Genomic DNA, 19,194 nt, shown 5'->3' with positions numbered 1-19,194 from the left:
AAGGCACAGTCATGGACTACTGGAAACCAGACCGATTCAAGGATTACTTTCTTACTATGGCTCATGCTGAGGCAAATCAGCTACTTAGTACGACAAATCACGTCTCTTTGATTCACCTGTCTGATGGTTACAACAGGATTCAGTTTCAGGATGAAGTGAAGATTTTTGTTAATGCACAAATGGATACTATCCGTTCAGGTGCCCCAGATGAAGAATGCCTGCAATGTATACAAAATCTGAAAGAAGAACATCGTAATCTGATGAGACAAGATCAGCTTCTTCGGACTGGTCAGGCAGCATTGCATGCTTCAGTGAAGTTCGTTCAGCAAGGTGATTTCTGGGGATATGTAATCAATGGTGTAGGGGTTGTGCTGAGTGGGTTACAGGTGGTGGCAGGGTTTGGAGTCATGGCCGCTTCAGCTGCAACCGGGAATATAATAGGTGTTGGATTTGGTGCGATGCTCACACTACATGGAGTGAATGGCGTACAGGAGGGGGTAATGAATGTTATTACAGGAAAAAATGATGCCCAAGGATTCTTGAAAGATGGTTACATTGGAGCAGCCAAGTTCTTAGGCTTCGATCAAAAAACAGGTGAAATTGCTTACAGCAGTATGGATCTTGCTCTCTCGGCCTATGGCATGTTCAGGCTCATAAGAAAACCCGAAACATTTCGACTTTTTTACTATGTAAACTCCGATTTTGTCAGGGGTATAAAAGATATGAGCCGCTTTGAATTAGGCGTAGAAATATATAATGACTATTCGGCTCTGAAATCAATATACGATAATAAAAAATAAATCATTTTCTTCTCGAGTATTGGAATGCTTTATAGCCTAACTTCATCGGTGTGAAAATGTAGAAAATTGGGGCTATAATTATCATTGTTATCGAGTATGAAGTAATTGCTAGGCTGTCTTTATATATGAAGGTGTATACCCATACAATCGCCAGGATGATTACAAGTATTAAGGCAGCAATAAAACGAATGCTAAGCTCTTTAAGCAAAGCTGGATAAGTAGTCCCACTTTTTTCGGCTTGGATTCTTAAAGCTGCAATATCTTTTGCACTGAAACCGCGCTGAGCAAGTTTTTTTTCGATTTCAAATGTGTTCATATTATCACCAAATTGTAGATTTATATTAATCATAACTCACATTGCTAATAATTTACCAGAAAAATTTATATCGTCATTGAAAAAGGAGATGGAAATGTTAGAGGATTCAAAGTTAATTTATCCGCATCTTTCAATTATACACTATTCCCCAACGTGGATTGATGAGAGCAAAACTACTGAATTAGCTTTGGAATGGCAGAGTTCATTAGTATCTTTTTTTATAACTCAACCTCACCGAAAACAAGAGGCCTTTTTGATAGGAAGCGGTTTTATCTATCTATTAGGTGACCATATGCCTTGTATTGTTACTGCTTCCCATGTAATTAAAGAGATGCAAAAAAGTGAATTACCGTTCATATCCATTGACGGAAAACAATTCAAGTTCCAGCATCTGGAAATATTTTTTAATGATGAACAAGATTACGCTATTATTCCAATGCCTGAAAAAATTATGGAGGCAATACCAAATAGCGTGCTTTTTGATACTAAAGGTAATAACGAATTTTTTGAGAAAACCTCTTCATTTGTGATTATGGGATATCCATCAAAAGTTAACAAGTTACATAAAATGCACCCTGAGAAAGGCTTGTCGCCTTTTAATATTAATTTTCACAGCTTTTTCTATGAAAGAAAAGCCGAAGATATTTATTTTCATTTTATTGCTGACGGCAAAGAAAAAAACATCTGTTTTGAGGGTGCCAGTACTAATAAAACCGTTACTTCGCTTGCAGGCATGAGTGGGAGCGTAATTGCTCAGTTGATAATTAATAAATTCGATGGGGGAGTATCTTTAAAAGCTATTGGTATATTCAAAGAGCATCGACCTAAAAGAGGTAATTTTCTGGTAGGTTCTACCTTTATTGATTTTGCGGATGATCTTAATTCATGCTTAAATAATGACGAGACTTAGATATATTTTGGAAAATATGATTTTTATACTTTCTCGCACCTTTAAGTAGAGTTCAAAATTCATTCATTACTTTTTATAAATTAATAGTGAATGTTACTCACCCCTCAAATAACACTGATGATGATGATGATGATGGTGTGAGGAATTTTTTTTGATAGATTCCCTGGTGATAAATTTTATAAAATATATTTACTTCGGAGTTATTATAGGAATTTATGATGTAGATCAATGCGTTTGATTACGGTGACACTTTCCAGTTACCATCGTTTTTAGTGAATTTGAATTCAGCTACGGTTTGCTTTTCGCCCATGAATGGTAGTGTTATATCGGTATTCACTTTGCAGAGGTATGTACCTTTGGCCTCTGATTCCTTACAGGAAACCTTCTCAGCTTTGTTCAGAGTCGTGAGCATGTCTTTGCTGTTCTCACCGAACCGCTGTCTGGCTTGCTGGTTTGTGTGGTCAATGTTGTCCTGCATAGCTTTCTGGATTTCGGAAGACGAGGGTTCGCTATCGCAGCCTGTAAGTAAAGCCGCCAAGGACAGGACTGCAACTGTTGAAAGTTTATTCATTTCTCAATCCCTTATTTGATATTGATAATTATTGTGTTGGTGTGGTTTTGTTGAGTGTCTGGTCAAAAATTTCACACCACTGCTTCAACTGAATTTCTGTATCGCGGATCCCGCGTTCATGGTGGAAGCGGCCTTTACGGGGGTGAAATTTGATCTGCCATTCAGGGAATTCAATGTCTCTTACCTGGATAAAGAATCCTGAGTTCTCGAAGTTTTTAAGGCGAGTGAGATTGTTGTGACCTTTAGCCCCTGCCATACCCACCAAATCAAAAGCTACGATTTCCCCTCCATTAGCCAGGTGGTATCTCCAGCCTTTGACGTCACTGAACTTGTAAGCCTTTTTACGCTTACCTGCCTCGAGAGTTAACAACTCACGATTCTTATCAATGGTCATTTTGCTGTCTTGGAATTCATGACTCCAGATCCCGCTATTGTTGACGTTCAACAGATCAATCGTCGAGGCGTTAGCTCTTTTATGTGTGTATGACACATATGCGGTGAGGAGTAAGAAGAATGCAGGTAACGTCCACATGAACAAAAATCCTGCTGTGTCCTTGGGATTTGAATCAGCCAGTATCCAGACAATCACTAGTACAACAATCCAGAATCGGATTGAACGGAAGAACGAAGGTTTACGTACTTTCTGGTCATTCAAAGCCGCTGTGTCCATTTTATGCACCTTTAATTTAAAGTCGCTCATAACTAGCTGATTGGTAACTGCTTTTACGACGCATTTTTGAACGAGTTCAAAACTTAAGCAAATCACTTGTACCGATCGATGATCCCCATTTGATAGGTGTTAGTTATCATATATAGATTATCGATCTGTAAAAACGATCAATTGTTTATTCAAATAAGGACTTAAGCTTGAAAATTGTGTTGAGGCATGAGGTTATCAAAAGTGCACTGCTGTGCGTTCAGTCAGTATTTCGCCGCTGCCTAATGGCTCAGATAACTCAGGCTCAGCTAAGAGGACCGTATGAATTGTCGAAAATGACGATTTTTGGTGGAGAAACGTCTTACCTGCCTTTTTGAGCAGGTCTGTGAAAGTGGCTAGGTAAGGAATGCTCAGTAGCCACTTCAATACCCTAGTCATGAAGTAGTCAGCACTGCTGGTTTGCTCGCATGCCATACGTGTAATGCTGAGGGGAGTTTGAGCTTCAGTTATCTCTGACGCTCTAGCTCTATGTTCATACATAGGAGGAGGCGTACCTACGAATTCCAAAGCAACTGGTAATGAAGGTGTAATAGCTACCTTAGTAGCTTCTATATCTGAATCACTCGTCTCATCACCTCCCATAGCCGAAGCTTTCAAAGTTAAGAGCAGAGGATTGTCACGTTCGTGTTCGTAGCGAAGCTTATCTTGCAGTGTTGCCCACGAATACCCTTTACCGAGTTGCGAAGCTTTGAAAGCTATACCTGAGTATTCGAAGGAGAAACCATTCATACGACCCGTGGAGGAAATGTTTGATAAGGGCGTTATGCCGTGTTCGCGAAGTGCTTCAATGAAGCGAGGAATATCATTGGCACTTGTAAGGATCTCGTCGATAGTGTTTTGTAAGAATGTCTTGGCCGTTGGCTGAAATTCACGCTTCTCCTTCTGCTGCTCGCCACGTGATAGCTTCTTGCGGTCTCTGAAAGGGGAAGGGCTATGCGAAGGAGAGGGGCCTTTAGTTCTTGTCAGGCAATGGTCTTTTTCAAGTTCCTGGATTATGCGGGTACTCGCAAAGTTTTCGTTCCTTCCCAGATAAAGCTTCCCTCCAATAACGTCTACTCTGCTCGCAATAATATGAATGTGCTGACCTGCCTCGTCGTCATGTATGACATAGCAGCGCAGGTGCGTCTCACTAAACCCCATGCGATTCATATAGTCGTCGGCAAATGAAACCCATTGCTTCGCTGTGAGTGATTCACCGATAGGTAGGCGAAGCGAGTTGTGCCATACAGGTTTTGCAACGTCTGCCCGAAGTGAAGCAGAAGCGTTGAACTCAGTAATCAGTTCATGTGCTGAAGCGCCCAACATGTTCCCGCCAATGACTACGGGATCAGTTTTATGATGTGTTCCGGGTTTCAATGCGTATAGGACAACACCTGCGAAGCTCTTACCTCGTTTGATCTGCTGCATGCCCTTCATTAGAGGGGATACTCAAAAGATCAGTGGTAAGGAGGCGAGAGCGAAGCTCACTGATTTGCCGCTTTACGGCGAACAGTTCTGTCTTGGTAAGAGGGTTACACGACTGCTTTGCGTTCAGGTGATTAACAATCTCATTGAGTCTTTGATTTATCTCGCCAAACATTTTCCATGCAGCTCTGTTGATCTCAGGAACGACAACAGGTTGATTGTTCATGAAGCACATTCGAAGCCATTCGCCCTTGGCAAACTCTCTTCGCTGTTCATTTAGTGTGAAAAGTTCAGCACTATTTAATCTGACGCTAATACAATTTGTTCTCAAAATATTATTTTTTGAGAGCAACTTTCCACCTTTAATGCGCTTGCTACTTAAAGCAACATTATTATACAAGTCTTTGATATTCATATGAACTCCTTTTCAGATCGTCATGCTTTTTTAAATCATGGATTTTAAAATATGTCAAGTGTGTAATCGCATATTTAGCTGTTGACTTTTTGTACCAAAGGGTTAAGAATTTTTATGTTTTAAGTTGGGTTTGTGCTTTTCATAACTTAAGGAAAAGTTGTTATATGATTATAAAAGAGCATTTAATTCATTCTTTGAAGTATGTAATCAACCCAAAGCATAGGCAAAATTTTGCTAAAGCAGACTGTACACAGTGGACTATCACTACTGATGATGAGTTACTTTGTTTTGAACACTCAGTAATACATAATTATCTATGTAATTCAACATGTTACTGGTGGATCGTCGACAAAGAAACATGTGAAAGGCTTGGAAAAACTGATTTAGATAATGCTTATATTGCAAAATTTGTTGTCGATAATAATGCCACTTGGCATGGTTATCCTGTTACGGGAAAGAGAGAGGGAGATATTCCTGATAGCACTATTTTGACAAGCTGGGGTAACAGTGGAATTGTCAAAAAAAAATACATAAGGAATATTGCTAAAAGGATGGGGTATGTTTAATTTAGCGATGAATCTTGAAATAGAAGGTGATTACATAGATTCTTTTATCTATATGGGGGTTTTGTTTTTAGTTGACTTTAATTTAAATATCTCTTCATATCAATGGGATGAAGTTTGTGACTATATTCTCGGCAGGAATGGATTTATTGATAAAAGAAACGCTGAGTCTGTTATCTCTTATTCAAAAAATGGGAGAGTCTTATCTCATAAAAAACACACCCCGATAGATACATTTTTAAAACAAGACGAATTAAAAACATTCAAATGTAATACGCATACAATAGGATTTTATCCTTCTGATATTTACATTTATTCGAAGAAAGTTTACTACGCTCATGAAAAGGGTGTGTTTTATACCGAATTGAAACATGAGGATGGTGGGGTTCAAGACCGTAAGCCTAAAAAAATATTTGATACTAGATGTTTCTCTATATCACCTAATACACTAGACCGTCTTGCATTGGCAGCAGGAAGTGAAGGCGTTTTAACATGTGATGCTGGTTATTTTTCAGATTCACGCAAGGGCAAAGACTTTCGACAAATTTCAAATAAAGATTCTATCGATATAGAATGGATTGATAATTATTTGATGATAAATAATATTGATAAAAATGTTATAGTGAATAAGTTTAAACAACAGCCTAATGATCTTGATTTCATTAATCATAAAGATAAGTTATTTAATATACTTAAAGAAAATAATGAAATTAATGAAGAGTATTTCCTGGCTTTAAAGTCAGAGTTTCCAATGCCTAAAAATATTATAAAAGAAATTAAAAATATAATAGTTTCTATGAAGCCTGAGGAAATGAAAACGCAAAAGAAATACGCATATTCATGGACTTCAGGTGATTATAATTTTTTCTTAGACGAGCATTTGAGAGTTGATGTTTTTAAAGATACCGAGTTATTGAAAACGAAAGCTTTTACATATGCTCTTGATAAAAAAATTGATAAAGTCAGAACTTCAGGTTGTGGCACTTACCTAGAAAGTGATAATAAACTTCTTGCATTGAGTGATGATAATTTAATTATGATTGACGATGATATTGTCAACTGGAGAGTGTTCCCAAGGGCTAAGAAACATTGTAATCAGTTACATATCGTTAAAGATGACCGAATAAAAATTATGATTTTTGATTTAAAAATAAATGACCCATTTAGTTCATATTTAAAAAAACATAGTTAAAACCAGCTGCTTTTTTCTCAATGATTACACTTTCTTTTTAATGAGCAATGCGAGTTAGAAAGCGAGGGCACCCATTGAAGCAAAGCTTCGGTGGGTTAGCCCTTGCTTTACTTTATCGAATACTGTGTAAAGGAATAATATGGAGCATATTGAGTGTTACGCTGTTTTTGAGGGTGGCGGTATTAAGGGGCTTGCTTTTGCTGGAGCTCTTGAAGCTGCAGAAAATGCAGGAATTAAATTTGTTGGGTATGCTGGAGCTTCTGCAGGAGCCGTTATTGCTTTCTTAGCTTCTCTTGGATATTCTGGAAAAGAAATATTTGACGAAGTTAAAAATTTAGATTTCGATAAGTTTGCTACTGGAGATGTTAAGCAAAAAATTCATAATGTTAAAAGAATAATAACGGATGTGTCAAAAATAGATATGGTAAATCCTCAGCGTGGGATTCTACCAAAAATACATTATGGCTTAAAGGTGAAGTCATACGTCCCAGTTAGAAAAATGATCTCTGATTTATTTTATATATATAAAAAACTTGATAATGATAGAGGGCTTTATGATAAATCAAGGTTAATCTACTTATTAGCCAAACTTGCTGAAGTAAAGGTGGATTTAAAAGAAAAGTTCACTATTGACGGTAAGCTTTTTCCGTCAATAACTTTCAAAGAGTTGTATATGGTAACTAAAAAAGAATTGAAAGTCATAGCTACTGATGTTTTAACTGGTAGAGTTGTTGAATTTTCGTATGATGAAACTCCTGATGCATGTGTTTTTCAAGCACTGGCTGCATCTTCATCGTATCCAATATTTTTTGAACCATCAAGTTATAAAAGCTATTATTTAGTAGATGGTGGTCTTTCTTGTAATTTGCCTACTTATGTTTTTCACAAGAAAAAACATAAAAGATTACCCGTATACGCATTTGACCTTATCAATACAGCTGAAAAAAATGTAAGTTTGAGTGGCTACAATATTCAATCGCACTTAAGTAATTTACTTAGTGCAGGTCTTGATGCAAGTAATAATATAATATCAAATGTGGTTGGGGGGATTTCGGTACCAATTCCAGTACCATTAGGGATTACAACATTAAAATTTGATCTAAGTACTGATAAATTAAATAAGCTATATGATTCTGGCTATAACAGTACAAAAGCTTTTTTTGTTAACCACAAGATAACTAATTATTTTTTAAAGGTGACAAATAAGCATGATGTTGGAAAGTTACTATATGGCAAGTATGATAACTTACTTGATCTTTTCTTGTCCTATCTGCCAAACTATGGTGCTACAACAAAAGCATGGCTTTATACAAGTATTAATGCGAATGATCATGAAATTATATCAATAGCAAAGACATCTAAACCTATATTTTCTTTTAACAAAGCAACTATTATTGTAGCTAACCCAAGAAAATATAATGTGCCCTACTTCTTTAAATATGGTTCAGTATCTGATCACTGTTTTTCTCTTGTCGGTATTGATGAAAGAAAGAATACTAATTATTGTGTAACGACTTGGTTTAAAAAAGCACCCACTATTAGCTTCGATCATAGGCAAACTCGAATTTGTATACCTATTAGTAGCAATAATGGTGAGATTTTGATTTCCTTATTGTGTATATCTTCCGCTTTACCAGTTAATAAATGCGGTTGGATTAAAAAGAAAATTATAAATAACAAACTTGTCGGGGTTGACATTGATGAGAGTGTTGGTATAATTATAGAGCAGCTAACTACGCTTGTAAGGTATGCTATGTATGGGCACCAAGTAATCTTTCAAGACAGTTTGCATTAACATATTGAACAGAATACAGGGGGTTGCATATGTCTTCAGATACTATCTTTATCCTTAGTGGTAAACAGTATGACAAACAACAAGATAGAGATGTGTTTTTTTCTCAAAATGATGCAGAGGTTATGAATTCTGCAAGAAAAAAATTGATTAAAGCGTGGGTAGAGTCTCAAAATCCCAATATTGTTGAATATCATCATCCTGGTGCGGCGAAAAAGGCTAAAGCGTAAAAATTTTCAATGTGCTTTTGGATTTAGGTTTTATTGTGTATATAGCACTCTAAGGATTATTTTTCTTAAAAAAGTAATACCTATGTTTATTTAAAAAACTTTAGCGGTTTTTAAAATATTCAACATATTATTTATTTGTTATATTTCATTAAAATCTAACATTTCATTACATGTGCAATGATGCAGCGCACAGAATAATCTTCTTAGAACACATTGTGGCATGCAATGTGTTCTAAGTATCAGTTTTGAAATTCTTTTTGTTGTTCAATAAGCAGTTCGAATTCTCTGACTTCAACTACAACATGTGTTATATGATGAGTTGTATCAATTGAAACCCAGTTTGTTGTGCTGCCTATATATTCTTCTTGAGCGCAATCGTTAATTTTCTTATCCCCCCAGCTAAACCTTGTTCCTTTATAATGGGGAGAAGACACTAATCTTTTACTAAGATCTTGCATTTGAGCACCTTTTTTCCCTGTTGCTCTGGAATAACCTCTCACCACATAAAGACTGTCATCAATTGTATACCTTATTTTGCCATTAGCGTCAGGTGCAATAATATCTTCACCAACTGAAGGGTTTACTACACCATAATCGCCAAATACAAAAATTAATTCAGGTTGAAATTTCTTAAATGCTTTCCAAACTTTCAGTTCCTTACGTATCACTATTCCTTCTGAGTTATGGTTAGGAACCATTCCATTTATATCACTTGTTATGGAGCTTCCTGCAATTGAAATGAATTTGAATTTATATTTATTAAGTGCATTTAAAGTTTCGTGTACTTTCTCATTCATTTCTACAATTGAAGTTTTTGTGATATCTTCGAAATCAATTATGATAGAGCAGTGTTCGGGCATAATTGATAAAGAGGACAGAATATCATCTAATGTTTCATAGAATGGCTCTTCCTCAATTAAATCTTCGAATGCAAACGAGTTGAGCCTGATTATGAACTCATTTTGACTAGCGCTCATTTTCTGTAAGGTAGTAGCATACTCTTCATCTTCCCAGCGGTCGTAACCAATGACAGGAAAAACATTGCAACCATTATTATTTAAGGTGGTGATAATATGGCTTAGAATATGTTCGCCCGACTCAAGTACAGAATTCGGAGGCCATCTGCTTATATCGATTCCCATTGGATATTTTTTCATTTTTTCGGATAAATTCAAAGCCTTGTTATCTAGAAAAAATTCAATAGGATTTGAAATGCTTGAATATTTTTTTGTCAACCTTTGCTTTTTAGTAAGGAATGGGATTTCAAATACAGGAAGCATCTCTTTCAATACGTGTGGATAAGGAAGTAGAGCCTCTATAGCTTCTAACTCGCCTTTCTTAGCCTTCAAAATAGGCATATATTTTGGATACATGTAGGAACCTCTTTTACCATATATGATTAGGAAAATGCTTTCTTACTTCACCCTGACCTACTAATTCAGAAAATTGATTATATTTTCCGCTTTCTCTTCTAATTCTCCCCGCAATAATAGCGGGATGAATTCTTAATTCTCTGGAAAGCTCTTCTATTGTTGAAATATTAGGTGTTAAGTAGGCTGAACTTCGCTTCCAGATAACACGCGGAATAAGAGTATCCCGCGCTATTCGATTTGCTTCAGCTTCCATTTTATCCGTACTATTCTTAAGAGTTTCAAGATCATCTACAAAGGTATTATTAGAGTCAGTATGCTTCCATATATGAACTAATTCATGCATGAGCGTAAACCAGAAATTATCTAAACGATCCTGTCTAAGAGTGAGAGCAATGATCGGTCTTCCGTCATTATCCTTCAGTGCAGCTCCATCTACAGATGTGCCAGTTAAACATGGTTCAATTACTACACATATGCCATTTTTTTCTAGAAATTCAACAGCTAATAAAGGGCCATATTCTGACCAGCTTAAATGGGCAATTTCTTTCAAAAATTCTTTGGTTATTAAATCCTTATGAAAGGTTGCTTTAAGGTTTTTTTCTCTAGCCTTATGAACAACTCTTGCAATCCATGCATGTAGTTTATAAACAGTAGTTGGTGAGTATGCTTCACCATTAAGCGTCCGTTTAAAGGCTGCAGTAGATAAATTAGTCCCAAGTCTCTCAATGAAATTTTTAACTTTTTCTTCAGTACTTAACTTCGTTTGAGAAGCAATATTTTCAATCCAACCTTTGGAAAGCATTTCTTTAATAGGAAATTTTGACCAATTTACTTCTTCAGCTGGGGAGCGATCGGCATATCCTGTTTCTGTTTCTAAGCCCAATAACGTCTGTGGAGACATCCCTAAGCCTATCGATAATGCTTTAATCATGGCAACAGTTAAAGGTCTTTTCCCTGATAAAACCTCAGATACACGGCTTTTAGTACCAAAATATGGGGTCAGATCTGCTTGGCGTAGTCCCGATTCCTCCATTCTAAATTTAATGGCTTCAATTGGATCAACTGGAGTTATTGGATAGTTGGAATTTTCGTAATTTTCTATAACTAGTGTAAGTAATTCAAGCCGTTCTGAGTCTTCAGAGCCAGCAGGCAGTTCCAATCTTAACAATCTCTCTACTTCCGAAAGAGCCAAATGATATTGTTCTTCGGTTCGGATTACCCGAACTTCAGTTATTTTACTCATTGAAAATTACCTGATTGATCACTGCAATGCTCCTTTCAAACTCAAAGGTTACTTTAATGCCACGTGATTTAATGCCTTTAACGAAGAACACATAGCAAAATTTATCAATTTGCTCTGCTCTGGGAAAAGCATCTAATACTCCCTTAGCATCTTTCCAATAAGCGTTGGTTAATTCTGCCACCCAAGCCGATAGCCAGATTTCAGTTTCTGGGTTGGTCTTCAAAAGCGATTGAAGCCGATGCTTACCTATAAGTCGCATAGATGTTCTCCATATGGGAACTATAGTATGTGTAGTAATTGTAAGTGTCAATAAAATGTTCCCAAAAATGGAACATAAACACCACTGTTTTTTATTACTTTATGATTGTTAAGCATTTACGATCAATAAAAAAATGGGTGTCAATATAAAATGTCTAATATATCATATGGTTAACCTTGGAGGTTTTTTTAGATAAGTCAAATTTTATATATATAGTTCAGATATATTTAATTTAAGACTGGCGTAATTGAATCAATTACTTTAATGATTTTTTTGAACTTGTAAGTAATCACCCCACCAATGCATAAGTACCACACGTTCAGCTAGATATTCAGCACGGTTGTATGCTGCTACGATCTCGTCCTTCTTTGAGTGAGCGAGTGCTGCTTCGAGAACTTCAGTTCTGAACTTGCCAGATTCTTCTGCGGCTGTTCTCGCAATAGAACGCATACCGTGAGCTACAAGCTCACCTCCGAAGCCCATTCGAATAATTGCGGCATTGGCTGTTTGTTCATGCATATGACTTAGAGGGGACTTTATACTGGGGAAAATCCACTCTCTGTGCCCACTTACTGGTTTCATTGCTTCGAGGATACTCAAAGCTTCCCTGCTTAGTGGAACTTTGTGAATTTTTCTCATTTTCATAAAATCTGCAGGAATGGTCCAAATGCCATTGGCTGTATCAATGTCAGCCCACCTTGCACGAACGGCTTCACCTGGACGAACCCAAGTTAACAATTGCCATTCAATCAATAGTCTTGTCTCCATACGTACAGAAGCATTGTTCAACGTAGCCAGAAAGCGCGGTAATTCAGAAGGAGGTAGTGCTGGCATATTCTGCTTTTTAGGCTTTTTAAACCGCTGGGCAAGGTTATCAGCTGGATTGAACTCAATGAGTTCTTCAGTAGCCGCCCAGCGAAAAATTTCGTTTAGCCGGGAGATAATGCGCCTCAGGGTTTCAAGAACCCCACGTTGTTCAATTGGGTCGAGTTGTTGTTTCAAGAGTTTGGGACGAATCTCTTTTATCGGAACATTACCCAAGCCAGGGAAGATGTTACGTTCAAGGCTACGCCAGATATCTGCTGCATGATCTTCTGAAATCCCTGACGTTCTTTTCTTCTCTTCGAGCCATTTTCTTGCCACCACCTGCAATGTGTGTTCAGTGGCCGCTTTTAGTGCATTTACTTTATCGGCTTTATGGGTTTGCGGATCAATCTGCTGGGCGAGTAGGGCGAGGTACTGATCTCTGAGAGAGCGAGCTTGCGCGAGGGTAAGGTGAGGGTAAGTTCCCAAACTCATTTTCGTTCTTTTCTTAGTCACGGGAACCGCATACCTGAAGTACCAGTTTTTCTTGCCACCTTTCGCGGTCGGCGATATGCGCAAAAACAAGCCGTCACCATCGAAGAGGTTCACTTCCTTCTCGCCAGGCTTAGTGTTTTTGATTTGAGTATCGTTGAGTTTAGTGATGACTTTCGGCATGTTTGGACCCTCAGATTTTGGACCCTTGGGCGTTGGGTCCAAAACAGGGTGTCACATGGCGTGGATTCTAGCAACTCTCGGTGGACGGCTATGGACACAAAAAAGCCCGCAGGGCTTGTGCCGTGCGGGCTATCAGGACTTCAGCGGACAATTCTGGTATCGCCGCGAAAGAATTTTGGTGGAGCTGGCGGGAGTTGAACCCGCGTCCGAAATTACTACACCGTCGGCACTACATGCTTAGTCCAGTCTTTACATTCGCCGGTCAGCTGCGGACGGACACGCCACTGACAGACTAGCCTGATTAAGTTTAACGCTTCAACCCCAGGCAGGGCATCCACGCGATCTCTTTTGGGTTTGACCTCTCTTGATCCCCGTCCTAAGAGCGGAGGCTAGGGAGAGAGGGCTCTCAGCAGGTTATTAAGCTGCTAAAGCGTAGTTTTCGTCGTTTGCGACTATTTTTTTGCGGCTTTTTACGAGGCCAACCGCCCCTCGGCATGCTCCTAAGGCTTCACAATCCCGTCGAATCCAGAATCAGCCCCAGAACTTCAAATACTAGCAAAAAAGCGTATCGAATTCCAGTATTTAACGATTGGCATTCTTCATAATACGCGCTTTGTCCATTTGCCATTCACGATCTTTGATGTCGTTACGCTTGTCGTGTTCTTTCTTACCGCGAGCCACGCCGATTTTTAACTTACACCAGGCGTTTTTCCAGTAGAGCGACAGCGCAACAACGGTATAGCCCTCGCGATTAACGCGGCCATACAGTGAATCCAGCTCACGCTTTTTCAACAGCAGTTTACGGCTGCGGGTAGGATCGCAGACTACGTGCGTTGAAGCCACGGCGAGCGGCTGGAAGGTTGAACCGAACAGATAGGCTTCGCCATCGCGCAGCAAAATGTAGCTGTCGCTGATGTTCGCTTTACCTGCACGGAGTGATTTAACTTCCCATCCCTGTAGCGACAAACCGGCTTCGAACTCTTCTTCAATGAAGTATTCGTGGCGGGCGCGCTTGTTCATGGCAATGGTGGCAGAACCGGGTTTGTGTGCTTTTTTCTTTGTCATAATGCCGCGTATTTTACATCACTTGGTCGGTTATCGCATCCCCAGTCCAGCGGGGCAGCAGGAAACAGGGTATTCTAGCACACCATGACAATGAGGAATTTTTGTTTAATCGCTGAAAATGCTATTATTTAGCGGTTTTGTGACGAACAGGAACCATTATGGCTCAGATTAGTCGTTCGGCGCTGGTCCCCTTTAGCGCCGGACAAATGTACCAACTCGTAAACGATGTCGATGCCTATCCGCAGTTTCTGCCGGGCTGCACCGGTAGCCGCGTGCTGGATGCCTCTGAAAATCAGATGACGGCGTCAGTCGACGTGTCTAAAGCGGGCATCAGTAAAACCTTTACTACCCGTAATACGCTGACCGACAACCAGAGCATTCATATGCAGCTGGTCGACGGCCCGTTCCGCAAGCTGACCGGCGGATGGCGCTTTATCGATCTCGGCGATGATGCCTGTAAGGTCGAACTTAGCCTGGAGTTTGAGTTCACCAATATGCTGGTTGAAATGGCATTCGGTCGCATCTTCAAAGAACTGGCCAACAGCATGGTGCAGGCGTTCACGCAACGCGCCAAAGAGGTTTACAGTGCCTGATATCTCGGTTGAGGTGGTGTACGCCCTGCCTGAAAAACAGTATCAGCAGTACGTAAAGCTGGAAGAGGGCAGTACGGTCGAGCAGGCCATCAAAAAATCGGGTTTGCTTGAGCTGCGGCCTGATATCGACCTTGCCAGCAATAAAGTGGGCATTTACAGCCACCCGGTGAAACTGACGGATATCGTGCAGGAAGGCGATCGGGTTGAGATCTACCGCCCGCTGATTGCCGACCCGAAAGAACTGCGTCGTCAACGCGCAGAACGCGCGGCCAGCAGCAAGAAATAACTGGTCAGATCGAAGAACATGAAAAAGGCGCTGATGAGCGCCTTTTGGCTTTCTGCGGGTTAATCACCGCCGCGATAGCGACGGTCAGAATCAACCGTTAGCCTTCTTGCGAGGACAGGGCAGGTTTATTGTCGATGTTGGTCAGCACACCGCTGCGGTCGAAGGTCAACGTCAGTGTCTGCTGTTTGACCTTCTCATGGCCAGGTTCCTGACGGAATACGTAGTACCAGACATTGCTACCAAACGGATCTTTCATCATCGGCGTACCCAGTGTATAGGCCACCTGCTGCTGAGTCATGCCGGTATGAATCTTGGCAACATCATTGGCAACCAGATAGTTTCCCTGATTGATATCGGGACGATAAACCACGCGCTCTAAAGTGGAGCATCCGGCGGTCATCATCAACATTACCACTGCCGCGGCAGTCAGCGTTTTACAGCGCATCTATACATTCCTTTTCTGGGGCCAAACGCCTTTTACAGGCTGTTCTTCTGCCATCAAATTCTGAACTCTGCCTGCGGCAGGCTTTATTATTCAGGCGACAATAGCTGTCGATGATAATAAACCTTTTCGCTATTGGAAACCTCTACAGAGCATGCATATGACCACGCTGTGTTAAAAAAGTGCATATCAGGCGGCTAAAAGTTCTTTAGCATTAGCCAGCGTGTTGCGGGTGACCTCGCTGCCGCCCAGTAAACGCGCCAGTTCCTGCAAACGTGCGCGCTTGTCCAGCGGCTGCATATGGGTTTCCGTCATTTCGCCGTCAGTCTCTTTGCTGACAAAGAAGTGCTGATGTCCGCAACCGGCGACCTGCGGCAGGTGCGTAACGCACATCACCTGTGTTGATTCGCCCAACTGGCGCAACATCTTGCCGACGACGGCGGCGGTAGGGCCGCTGATGCCCACATCAACTTCGTCAAAGATCATCGCCGGGGTTTCCATCTTGCGGGCCGTAATCACCTGAATGGCCAGCGCAATACGTGACAGCTCACCGCCGGAAGCAACTTTGCCCAACGGCTGTAAAGGCTGCCCGGGGTTGGTCGTCACCTGGAAATCAATGCGGCTTGCGCCATCCGCCGTTAACTGATCGGGATTAAACACCAGGTCGATGGCAAAGCGGCCGTGCGGCATCGAAAGCAAATGCATGCTCTGGGTAATTAACTGCTGAAGCTCATCCGCAAAGCGGCTACGTTGTTCGTGCAGTCGTTCCGCGCACTGTAAGGCCGCCTGATAATGTTCGGTGACCAACGTTTGCAGACTTTCCTGATCGCTTTCCTGATGGGATAACAACTCTGCTTCATCCAGCAATTGCTGATGGAGAGCGGGTAAGCCTTCTGGCGTGACATGGTGCTTACGCGCCAGCGCGATTTGCCGCGAGATACGCTGTTCCAGTTCATAAAGGCGATTGGGATCCAGATCGAGGCTGTCGCAGTAGTGACGCAGTTCGTCGCTGGCTTCGCTCAACTGAATGGCCGCTTCTTCCAGCAGGTTATAAACCCCGCTGACCTTGTCATCCAGTGCGGTAAGCTCTGACAGCATCTGGCGTGCGCTGTACAGCATACTGTTGAGGTTGGTGTCATCGCTGTCCGCCAGAAGCTGAAGTGCCTGCTGGCTGGTTGAAAGCAGCTGTCCGCTGTTGGCCAGGCGTTTGTACTCTTCGTCGATCTGCTCGAACTCACCTGCCTGCGGGGCAAACTCGTTCAGTTCTTTGAGCTGGTACTGCAGTAATTCGCGACGGGATTCACGTTCCTGCGCCTGCTGCTGATGCTGCGCCAGGGTACGGCAGCTCTGATGCCAGGTCTGATACGCCGCACGCATCTCAACCAGCAGCGCGTCATGCCCGGCATAGGCATCCAGCAGGTGTTTTTGATGGTCGGGCTTGAGCAGCAACTGGTGCGCGTGCTGGCCATGAATCTGAATCAGCAACTGGCCTAAATCGCGAAGCTGTGAAAGCGGAACCGCCGTGCCGTTAATAAAACCGCGTGAGCGGCCATCGGCACTGATCACGCGGCGCAACAGGCACTCATTGCCATCATCCAGTTGATTGTCGCTGAGCCAGCGCTGAGCGGAAGGCGAGGCTTTGATTTGAAAGCGCGCGCATAAATCTGCGCGGTTGGCACCCTGACGCACCATATCGGCATCCGCGCGACCGCCAAGGCACAATCCGAGCGCATCGATAGCAATAGATTTACCGGCACCGGTTTCACCGGTAATGGCCGTCATGCCACGTTGAAAATCAATGTCGAGCTCACGAACGATAGCGAAATTGCTGATGGTCAGTTGTGCCAGCATAGCGTCACCTGTATGAATAAACACATATGGTTTTTCATACAGTATAAACTGGTTTTTTATCCAGTAAAGAGGGCGCGCTCACTTTCAGAACAATTTTTTTGACCAGCCCAGTTTGGAACTCAGCGTGTTGAAATAGCTGTAGTTTTTGGGATGGATAAGATTGAGATGGTTTTCGCTGCGGCGGACCAGCACATCTTCCCCTTCCTGAATAGGCAGCGCAATCTGGCTGTCGCAGCTGATTTCCAGGTCGTTGCGGCGGGCCGAAAAGCGCAGGCGAATGGTGCTGCTGCTGTTAATCACCAGAGGCCGGGCCGATAAGGTGTGCGGAAACATCGGCACAATCGTTATCGCGTCCAGCGACGGCGTTAAGATCGGGCCCCCTGCGGACAGGGAATAGGCTGTAGATCCGGTCGGCGTAGAAATGATCAGGCCGTCTGAGCGCTGTGAAAAGGCAAACACCTCATCAATGTACACTTCAAACTCGATCATGTGGGCGACTTTGCCCGGATGGAGTACCACTTCATTAATCGCGCTGCCGATGCGGGGTGAGCAGTCGGTTTTGCAGACCTGCGCTTCCAGCAGAAAGCGGCTTTCCACAAAATAATTGCCGTTCAGCACGTCATCAAGCTGATGGTGCGCGTTATCCGGATCCAGATCCGTCAGAAATCCCAGATTGCCGCGGTTGATGCCAATCACTTTTATGTCATACCGCGCCAGTACTCTGGCTGCGCCTAACATATTACCGTCGCCGCCGACCACGACGGCTAAATCCGCCTGCTGGCCAATTTCTGCCAGCGTGCCAGTCTGGACATCGTCCAGTGAGAGTTCCTGCGCAATCTGCTGTTCGACAATGACACGGTAGCCCTTACCGGTCAGCCAGCGGCACAGCATTTCATGCGTGGTGAGCGCGGTGGGATGGCGTGGATGGCCCACAATTCCAATGCAGTTAAAGTGTTTGTTCATCGAGTGGGTCTTCCTCATAAGCCAAATCGGCACGATGATGTGACGTGTTCCCTTGAAACCGCCAAACCAATCCCCATAATAAGCCAACCAGCGAAGTGAATGTGCAAAACGCGGAGAAATTCATGAGTAGTAAAGAACAGAACACCCCAAACGAGCAAGTCTCAGACGAAATTCAACAGGAACAACAGCAACCTCAGGACGCGGAGACAGCAGGTGAGGTGGATCCGCGTGATGAGCGCATTGCTCAGCTCGAAGCTGAGTTGGCGCAGTTGCAGAACGGCGTGCGTGACGCGCAGCTGCGTGCACAGGCAGAGATTGAAAATGTGCGTCGTCGTACCGAGATGGACATTGAAAAAGCGCACAAATTTGCGCTGGAGAAGTTTGCCAACGAGCTGCTTCCGGTGATTGACAGCCTGGAGCGTGCGCTGGAGCTGGCGAACAAAGAAGATGAGAAATCCGCTTCGATGGTGGAAGGCATTGAGCTGACGCTGAAATCGCTGCTGGGCGCAGTGCGTAAATTCGGTGTTGAAGTGGTCGGTGAAACCGGCGTGCCGTTCAACCCTGAAGTCCATCAGGCGATGTCGATGATGGAATCTGACGATGTCGAGCCTAACCACGTGATGATGGTGATGCAACGCGGTTATACCCTGAATGGGCGTCTACTGCGTCCGGCCATGGTTGCAGTGGCCAAGGCGAAAGCCTGATTGTAGCCTCATCTCACAACGGCCG

Annotated in this window: 22 protein-coding genes and 1 other RNA gene; 9 read left to right on the top strand and 14 right to left on the bottom strand. The window is 42.2% G+C overall.

Translation table 11 applies throughout. From position 1 onward, the window contains the following. Window positions 1-11 precede the first annotated feature (11 nt). Entirely contained in the window at window positions 12-800 is a 789-nt protein-coding gene (locus C1N64_RS18275) for a DUF4225 domain-containing protein (protein WP_394515070.1), read from the top strand. Window position 801: 1 nt separating this feature from the next. On the opposite strand, the gene C1N64_RS18270 is transcribed toward C1N64_RS18275, so the two are convergent. Further along, window positions 802-1,149 carry a hypothetical protein gene (locus C1N64_RS18270; protein ID WP_394515069.1) on the bottom strand — a complete coding sequence of 116 codons (348 nt, stop codon included), beginning with the start codon at window positions 1,147-1,149 and terminating at the stop codon, window positions 802-804. 61 nt (window positions 1,150-1,210) lie between these two features. On the opposite strand from C1N64_RS18270, the gene C1N64_RS18265 reads away from it, so the two are divergent. After that, window positions 1,211-2,026, top strand: a complete 816-nt coding sequence (locus C1N64_RS18265) for a serine protease (RefSeq protein WP_394515068.1) — start codon at window positions 1,211-1,213, stop codon at window positions 2,024-2,026. Between the two features lie 238 nt (window positions 2,027-2,264). On the opposite strand, the gene C1N64_RS18260 is transcribed toward C1N64_RS18265, so the two are convergent. The 4 genes from C1N64_RS18260 to C1N64_RS18245 form a co-directional block, all read right to left on the bottom strand. Beyond that, window positions 2,265-2,597, bottom strand: a complete 333-nt coding sequence (locus C1N64_RS18260; protein WP_394515067.1) for a hypothetical protein — start codon at window positions 2,595-2,597, stop codon at window positions 2,265-2,267. Between the two features lie 28 nt (window positions 2,598-2,625). Next, complete coding sequence (locus tag C1N64_RS18255) at window positions 2,626-3,267, bottom strand: DUF4755 domain-containing protein (protein ID WP_394515066.1); 642 nt, start codon at window positions 3,265-3,267, stop codon at window positions 2,626-2,628. 225 nt (window positions 3,268-3,492) lie between these two features. Further along, window positions 3,493-4,731, bottom strand: coding sequence for a relaxase/mobilization nuclease domain-containing protein (locus tag C1N64_RS18250; protein WP_394515065.1), 1,239 nt, complete (start codon window positions 4,729-4,731; stop codon window positions 3,493-3,495). Further along, entirely contained in the window at window positions 4,700-5,134 is a 435-nt protein-coding gene (locus C1N64_RS18245) for a hypothetical protein (RefSeq protein WP_394515064.1), read from the bottom strand. The genes C1N64_RS18250 and C1N64_RS18245 overlap by 32 nt, the downstream gene beginning before the upstream one ends. 164 nt (window positions 5,135-5,298) lie before the next feature. On the opposite strand from C1N64_RS18245, the gene C1N64_RS18240 reads away from it, so the two are divergent. From C1N64_RS18240 to C1N64_RS18225, 4 genes are all read left to right on the top strand, one after another. After that, entirely contained in the window at window positions 5,299-5,700 is a 402-nt protein-coding gene (locus C1N64_RS18240) for a hypothetical protein (protein WP_394515063.1), read from the top strand. Further along, window positions 5,693-6,889: a hypothetical protein gene (locus tag C1N64_RS18235; protein WP_394515062.1), complete on the top strand. Its 1,197-nt coding sequence runs from the start codon at window positions 5,693-5,695 to the stop codon at window positions 6,887-6,889. The genes C1N64_RS18240 and C1N64_RS18235 overlap by 8 nt, the downstream gene beginning before the upstream one ends. A gap of 139 nt (window positions 6,890-7,028) precedes the next feature. Continuing rightward, window positions 7,029-8,684, top strand: coding sequence for a patatin-like phospholipase family protein (locus C1N64_RS18230; protein WP_394515061.1), 1,656 nt, complete (start codon window positions 7,029-7,031; stop codon window positions 8,682-8,684). A 29-nt stretch (window positions 8,685-8,713) separates the two neighbouring features. Beyond that, window positions 8,714-8,911, top strand: a complete 198-nt coding sequence (locus C1N64_RS18225; protein WP_394515060.1) for a hypothetical protein — start codon at window positions 8,714-8,716, stop codon at window positions 8,909-8,911. A 239-nt stretch (window positions 8,912-9,150) separates the two neighbouring features. Here C1N64_RS18225 and C1N64_RS18220 read toward each other — a convergent pair whose 3' ends face one another. From C1N64_RS18220 to smpB, 6 genes are all read right to left on the bottom strand, one after another. Continuing rightward, window positions 9,151-10,284 (bottom strand): beta family protein, encoded by a 1,134-nt coding sequence (locus C1N64_RS18220; protein WP_394515059.1) that lies wholly within the window; start codon window positions 10,282-10,284, stop codon window positions 9,151-9,153. Window positions 10,285-10,297: 13 nt separating this feature from the next. Next, window positions 10,298-11,527, bottom strand: coding sequence for an ImmA/IrrE family metallo-endopeptidase (locus C1N64_RS18215; protein ID WP_394515058.1), 1,230 nt, complete (start codon window positions 11,525-11,527; stop codon window positions 10,298-10,300). Continuing rightward, a complete protein-coding gene (locus C1N64_RS18210; protein ID WP_394515057.1) occupies window positions 11,520-11,786 on the bottom strand; it encodes a type II toxin-antitoxin system HigB family toxin in 267 nt (88 codons plus the stop codon). Before C1N64_RS18210 ends, C1N64_RS18215 begins: the two co-directional genes overlap by 8 nt. A 261-nt stretch (window positions 11,787-12,047) precedes the next feature. Continuing rightward, the gene (locus C1N64_RS18205; protein ID WP_394515056.1) at window positions 12,048-13,265 is read right to left on the bottom strand and encodes an integrase arm-type DNA-binding domain-containing protein; all 1,218 of its coding nucleotides are present in this window, start codon (window positions 13,263-13,265) and stop codon (window positions 12,048-12,050) included. A gap of 176 nt (window positions 13,266-13,441) precedes the next feature. Continuing rightward, window positions 13,442-13,804: a transfer-messenger RNA gene (ssrA, locus tag C1N64_RS18200) on the bottom strand. 43 nt (window positions 13,805-13,847) lie between these two features. After that, on the bottom strand, window positions 13,848-14,330 hold the full coding sequence (smpB, locus tag C1N64_RS18195; protein WP_033740943.1) for an SsrA-binding protein SmpB: 483 nt from the start codon (window positions 14,328-14,330) through the stop codon (window positions 13,848-13,850). Window positions 14,331-14,488: 158 nt separating this feature from the next. Between smpB and C1N64_RS18190 the strand changes: the two genes are divergently transcribed. Together C1N64_RS18190 and C1N64_RS18185 are read left to right on the top strand one after the other, a co-directional pair. Beyond that, window positions 14,489-14,923, top strand: a complete 435-nt coding sequence (locus C1N64_RS18190) for a type II toxin-antitoxin system RatA family toxin (protein ID WP_006120491.1) — start codon at window positions 14,489-14,491, stop codon at window positions 14,921-14,923. Next, the gene (locus C1N64_RS18185) at window positions 14,916-15,209 is read left to right on the top strand and encodes an RnfH family protein (protein ID WP_006120493.1); all 294 of its coding nucleotides are present in this window, start codon (window positions 14,916-14,918) and stop codon (window positions 15,207-15,209) included. Before C1N64_RS18190 ends, C1N64_RS18185 begins: the two co-directional genes overlap by 8 nt. A gap of 97 nt (window positions 15,210-15,306) precedes the next feature. On the opposite strand, the gene bamE is transcribed toward C1N64_RS18185, so the two are convergent. The 3 genes from bamE to nadK all read right to left on the bottom strand — a co-directional run bounded on the left by bamE (window position 15,307) and on the right by nadK (window position 18,465). After that, the gene (bamE, locus tag C1N64_RS18180) at window positions 15,307-15,654 is read right to left on the bottom strand and encodes an outer membrane protein assembly factor BamE (protein WP_033740942.1); all 348 of its coding nucleotides are present in this window, start codon (window positions 15,652-15,654) and stop codon (window positions 15,307-15,309) included. A 186-nt stretch (window positions 15,655-15,840) separates the two neighbouring features. Next, a complete protein-coding gene (gene recN, locus C1N64_RS18175; RefSeq protein WP_394515055.1) occupies window positions 15,841-17,502 on the bottom strand; it encodes a DNA repair protein RecN in 1,662 nt (553 codons plus the stop codon). Window positions 17,503-17,586: 84 nt separating this feature from the next. Beyond that, a complete protein-coding gene (gene nadK, locus C1N64_RS18170) occupies window positions 17,587-18,465 on the bottom strand; it encodes an NAD(+) kinase (protein ID WP_006120497.1) in 879 nt (292 codons plus the stop codon). A gap of 122 nt (window positions 18,466-18,587) precedes the next feature. Here nadK and grpE point away from each other — a divergent pair, with 122 nt between their 5' ends. Then, a complete protein-coding gene (gene grpE / locus C1N64_RS18165) occupies window positions 18,588-19,169 on the top strand; it encodes a nucleotide exchange factor GrpE (protein ID WP_164482471.1) in 582 nt (193 codons plus the stop codon). The last annotated feature ends 25 nt before the right edge of the window (window positions 19,170-19,194 follow it).

It is taken from the genome of Pantoea sp. SGAir0215 (assembly GCF_043543215.1).
This window is presented reverse-complemented; position numbering and strand designations above follow the sequence as displayed.

Excerpts from the sequence above, each read along its gene's own strand:
- C1N64_RS18220 (WP_394515059.1), bottom strand. The coding sequence starts at position 10,284 with ATGTATCCAAAATATATGCCTATTTTGAAGGCTAAGAAAGGCGAGTTA.
- grpE (WP_164482471.1), top strand. The coding sequence starts at position 18,588 with ATGAGTAGTAAAGAACAGAACACCCCAAACGAGCAAGTCTCAGACGAA.
- C1N64_RS18205 (WP_394515056.1), bottom strand. The coding sequence starts at position 13,265 with ATGCCGAAAGTCATCACTAAACTCAACGATACTCAAATCAAAAACACT.
- C1N64_RS18190 (WP_006120491.1), top strand. The coding sequence starts at position 14,489 with ATGGCTCAGATTAGTCGTTCGGCGCTGGTCCCCTTTAGCGCCGGACAA.
- recN (WP_394515055.1), bottom strand. The coding sequence starts at position 17,502 with ATGCTGGCACAACTGACCATCAGCAATTTCGCTATCGTTCGTGAGCTC.
- bamE (WP_033740942.1), bottom strand. The coding sequence starts at position 15,654 with ATGCGCTGTAAAACGCTGACTGCCGCGGCAGTGGTAATGTTGATGATG.
- smpB (WP_033740943.1), bottom strand. The coding sequence starts at position 14,330 with ATGACAAAGAAAAAAGCACACAAACCCGGTTCTGCCACCATTGCCATG.
- nadK (WP_006120497.1), bottom strand. The coding sequence starts at position 18,465 with ATGAACAAACACTTTAACTGCATTGGAATTGTGGGCCATCCACGCCAT.
- C1N64_RS18275 (WP_394515070.1), top strand. The coding sequence starts at position 12 with ATGGACTACTGGAAACCAGACCGATTCAAGGATTACTTTCTTACTATG.
- C1N64_RS18250 (WP_394515065.1), bottom strand. The coding sequence starts at position 4,731 with ATGAAGGGCATGCAGCAGATCAAACGAGGTAAGAGCTTCGCAGGTGTT.
- C1N64_RS18210 (WP_394515057.1), bottom strand. The coding sequence starts at position 11,786 with ATGCGACTTATAGGTAAGCATCGGCTTCAATCGCTTTTGAAGACCAAC.
- C1N64_RS18235 (WP_394515062.1), top strand. The coding sequence starts at position 5,693 with ATGTTTAATTTAGCGATGAATCTTGAAATAGAAGGTGATTACATAGAT.
- C1N64_RS18240 (WP_394515063.1), top strand. The coding sequence starts at position 5,299 with ATGATTATAAAAGAGCATTTAATTCATTCTTTGAAGTATGTAATCAAC.
- C1N64_RS18265 (WP_394515068.1), top strand. The coding sequence starts at position 1,211 with ATGTTAGAGGATTCAAAGTTAATTTATCCGCATCTTTCAATTATACAC.
- C1N64_RS18260 (WP_394515067.1), bottom strand. The coding sequence starts at position 2,597 with ATGAATAAACTTTCAACAGTTGCAGTCCTGTCCTTGGCGGCTTTACTT.
- C1N64_RS18245 (WP_394515064.1), bottom strand. The coding sequence starts at position 5,134 with ATGAATATCAAAGACTTGTATAATAATGTTGCTTTAAGTAGCAAGCGC.
- C1N64_RS18255 (WP_394515066.1), bottom strand. The coding sequence starts at position 3,267 with ATGGACACAGCGGCTTTGAATGACCAGAAAGTACGTAAACCTTCGTTC.
- C1N64_RS18270 (WP_394515069.1), bottom strand. The coding sequence starts at position 1,149 with ATGATTAATATAAATCTACAATTTGGTGATAATATGAACACATTTGAA.
- C1N64_RS18215 (WP_394515058.1), bottom strand. The coding sequence starts at position 11,527 with ATGAGTAAAATAACTGAAGTTCGGGTAATCCGAACCGAAGAACAATAT.
- C1N64_RS18230 (WP_394515061.1), top strand. The coding sequence starts at position 7,029 with ATGGAGCATATTGAGTGTTACGCTGTTTTTGAGGGTGGCGGTATTAAG.
- C1N64_RS18225 (WP_394515060.1), top strand. The coding sequence starts at position 8,714 with ATGTCTTCAGATACTATCTTTATCCTTAGTGGTAAACAGTATGACAAA.